The organism is Lactiplantibacillus sp. 7.2.4 (genome assembly GCF_018991185.1).
Taxonomy (GTDB): Bacteria; Bacillota; Bacilli; order Lactobacillales; family Lactobacillaceae; genus Lactiplantibacillus; species Lactiplantibacillus pentosus.
This window is the reverse complement of record NZ_JAGYGS010000106.1, coordinates 1-4031: the sequence shown is the minus strand read 5'-3', so window position 1 is coordinate 4031 and position 4031 is coordinate 1. Positions and strand designations below refer to the sequence as shown.

Sequence of the window (4031 nt, the reverse complement as noted above, 5' to 3'; positions counted from 1 at the left end):
AGGCTTAAAATGCTTAATTTTACGAAGAATAGTGACTTATCTGTATCTGAAACTTTATCCTTACTAAGGCGTGCTCATTCTATAGCAAATCATGATGTGACTGTTTTACATGAATTAGATGGTATGCAAATGGCTAGTCTATTTTACGAACCAAGCACACGTACGCGGCTTAGTTTTGCGTCGGCGATGAATGCATTAGGCGGGAGCACAATTGGGTTTGAGTCCAGTAGTTCAGCCTCAGTAGCCAAAGGAGAATCCTTAGCTGATACAATACGAGTTGCTTCACAATATGCTGACTTAATCGTGCTAAGACATCCCGACATCAGCGCGCCAGATATAGCACTTGCAAATTCATCTGTTCCACTGATCAATGCTGGTAACGGTGCTGGCTTACATCCGACACAAACTCTAGCGGATTTGATGACAATTTATGAAAACAAGAAAACATTATCTGGTCTACATTTGATCTTTGCTGGTGACCTTAAATATGGTAGAACAGTACATTCGTTAGTCAAAGAGCTTTTGCGATTTGGAAATAATACTTTTACATTCGTCTCACCAGATGAGTTGAGAATTCCGAACGAATTAAGAACAAAACTAACAAACACGAACACACTGTTTTACGAAGAACAATCAATTCAAACAGGTATTCATTCAGCAGATATCATTTACTTGACAAGAATTCAAACAGAACGTTTTCCGCAATCATTGATTAAAAAATCTCCGACTGAATTAACGCAGGTTGAAAATTTTAACCCCACTGATTTAGATGCTAACACCCTTTTAATGCATCCTTTGCCACGAGGTACAGAACTACCTCGTGAGTTTGACGTTCTTCCTCAGGCAAAATATTTTGATCAAGTCAAATTTGGAAAGTATGCGCGCATGGCCCTAATTGAACTATTAATTTCTAAACATACATCTAATACAAAATGAGCAGCATAACTAGTCTTTGTGATTACGGCATAGATGCGTGTAATCAGCATAGATAGATGCATCATATTTTAAGGAGACGTTAATGTTGTACTCGGAGCTCAAAGAAGCATGGAACTTTTGAACTCTAATATATCGACTATGTTAGCCACTTATAAGCAGAATACTTTTGCCCTTTCAAATCGGTTACACCTTGATCAACAAGTTGGAGAAATTAGCGATTCAGTTTTTTGGGGACTCTATCACCCAAAAATTACTTGAGTTATAAACCTGACTATTATCAATATTGACATCACCAATAACTAACAAACAGGGACTGGAGGCAAGCTGAATTTGCAATTTATGTTTTATGTATTTAGTTGGAACAACTAACTATAATTAGCTGCTAGAACATCTAACATTTTAAATGTTTGAATACCTAAGTATTTCAATTCCATTTTAATGTTTCATGTGAAACATCCCACCGTCATTATTTTAATCGCAGGACTCTTAAGAACTTTAGTTGGGCTATATGCTCGTAGTACACCACTGGGACGCTCAAACGGTGAAGAACCAGTAGTATCAATAGAGACAGAAAAAGTTTAAATCAGAGTATAAATCCGATTTATTAACAGAAAAGGCCTGGGATTGCTTATCACACTTCAGCGATAAACAATCCCAGGCCTTAGTTTCGAATAAATCAGAAGACAAAGTCTAAAATGCTAACTATGATAATACAAATAAATGCATATCAATATTAAACAAACTGCACTTGTTTTTGTGCCATCATTCCAATAACCATATTCCCATATACTTGAAGACACCAAACTACCAAGCAAGGTAAGCAAAGCTATAATCGCACAACCAATTAAAATGTTATTTGCTAATTTTTGCGTCATAAATCACCATTTTTTCTTGTTGCCGCATTGAGTTATGCACCCAAAGCAAGTTCATCAACATCTACAATAATAATTCCTGCTACGCCGATATCATAAAGTTAATATATCATACGCGTTATATATCCGATACCCATTCTTCCGAAATGGTATATTCTTCACTCCGAATCGTTAGGCATGGACAATTTCTTAAAGTACACAGAATCATAAAATGTCTTTCGTGTGCTACATTTATCTCTTAACTATGTTGAATATAAGCTCTGTAAGGATTTGATTTTAAAACACTACCGACCGTTTGAGATTGTTTCAATGACCGTTTTGGAAGTGAGTATTTAGTATTAAGTGAATTGATGCTAATTTAAAGATGCGATAGCCGTACAACTGTTGAAATAATGGCGCAGCATATGTAGAAAACAGCATAAATTCTCCAGCATCGCTAAAATGAACCGGAAGAACTTGAAGGCAATATTGGAAGCATTTCTGCTAATCTACTTACGACAGGTGAGGGCTACTCGTCCGACACATAGACGAGTTAAAAATAACGACATATCTTGATCTTGTCAAAATTAAACGAGGTGAATACGATGAACAACCTGTTTTCTCAATTTTCAAATCCACAAAAAATGGTATCCGTCATTCTGATTTTAGCCGTATTATTTATAATCTGCTACTTTGGTCCCGGAATTATTAAAGACCTATATGAAGTTGGCTATCAGACAGGTAACGCAATTTCTAGCTGGGTAGAATGAATTAAGAAAATCAATTGAAACCAAACCAATTTTAATTTTCCTCCTGAACTAATATCTGCTAAATCAATTGAAGTTTTACGTAGTGATTGACCATCAAGCTGGCAGAAATGCTTACTAAGTGGTTCTAGAAATGTTTGTATAATCTAAAATTTGCAACTATTAATGTCTAAGATTAAAGTAGTGCTGCAGTTAGCTTTTATGCATATATAGATATTCCTATCACCTGCTCACGAAATCTCTATAAAGCAGTAAAAACGGCCTGGTTAGCAATATAATTGACTACCTCTGTATGATATCATCGTAGTACTTAACTAAATATAGACTTATGAAAGCGGTGAATACAATCATAGATGCATTACTTTATATCTTGCTAATATGTTGGCAATGGGTGTTACTTTGGACTATTCACAGACAGGTTACCAAGATAAGGCTTAATCTCAAAACTGTTGGTATTTCAATTTTATTAACTGTATTGGTAACGCCGATTCTTAACGGTTTATGGATAATAACAATTTTACCTTTTATGCTGATACACACTTATTTGCATGATCGCTATCAGCCTTTTAGACTTATATATTTCTACAGTATTTATACAAGTTTTATTTCTCTCTTATTAACAAATCTCATTGGTCTCTCTTTTTACCTTTTTTTACCAGCCAAAGTTTATGCTATAAAAGAAATTCAAGTTATTGGTATCGTGATACTACCGATTTCAATCCATTGGCTCACGTTAAAAATAATGCATATTAATTTCACTGTTCTAAAAGAAGATGTCGAATATATACGACATGACATTCTTCTCCCCGCGAATAGAATCTTAACCATTGAATTTTTAATCTTTTTAGTTGTCTATACAATTGAAACAGTCAAGAACGCTACCGAAAGCCTTGAAATGTATACTGCGTATATATTCTTTGTCTATATTTTTATGTTTTTTGCGTTACTAGCTTTTTTGGGAATTCAAGCACGAAACTATTTAATACAAGAGATTAAAGATGCTAAGGCCGAACAATACGAAAATTCATTACCCTATTATCTTGAGATAGAACAACTCTATCGAGAGCTGGCTGGCTTTAGGCATGATTTCACCAATATCTTACTGTCTCTCGAAGAAAGCATTAAAACAGAAGACATTGCTTTAATAAAATCAGTCTATAGTGATGTGCTATCCGAAACACAAGTCGGTATTAATCGCACAAAGCTTAATGTTGCGGATCTCTCAAACGTTTTAAATCCAGCATTAAAAAGTGTCATTTCTGCTAAGGTTTTAGCTGCACAGCAGAAGAACATCCTGGTAACGCTCGAAGTAAAAGAGAATATCGAAAACTGCTATATTGACTTACTAGATTATATTCGCATCGTTTCTAATCTTTTAGATAATGCGATAGAAGGTGCCATCGTAACAAAAAAAACGATTATTGAGAATCGCTTTATTTTATAAAGACGATCTTTTCTTTACGCATATAGAAAACTC

The 4031-nt window shown here is 34.8% G+C and carries 2 protein-coding genes; both read left to right on the top strand.

Annotated elements, in window-relative coordinates; genetic code table 11:
* Nucleotides 1-936, top strand: a 936-nt coding sequence (gene pyrB / locus KGF70_RS16480; protein ID WP_216769603.1) for an aspartate carbamoyltransferase, incomplete at its 5' end; no start/stop codon positions are given.
* A gap of 2009 nt (nucleotides 937-2945) precedes the next feature.
* Nucleotides 2946-3998 (top strand): hypothetical protein, encoded by a 1053-nt coding sequence (locus tag KGF70_RS16475; protein ID WP_216769601.1) that lies wholly within the window; start codon nucleotides 2946-2948, stop codon nucleotides 3996-3998.
* Nucleotides 3999-4031: the final 33 nt, after the last annotated feature.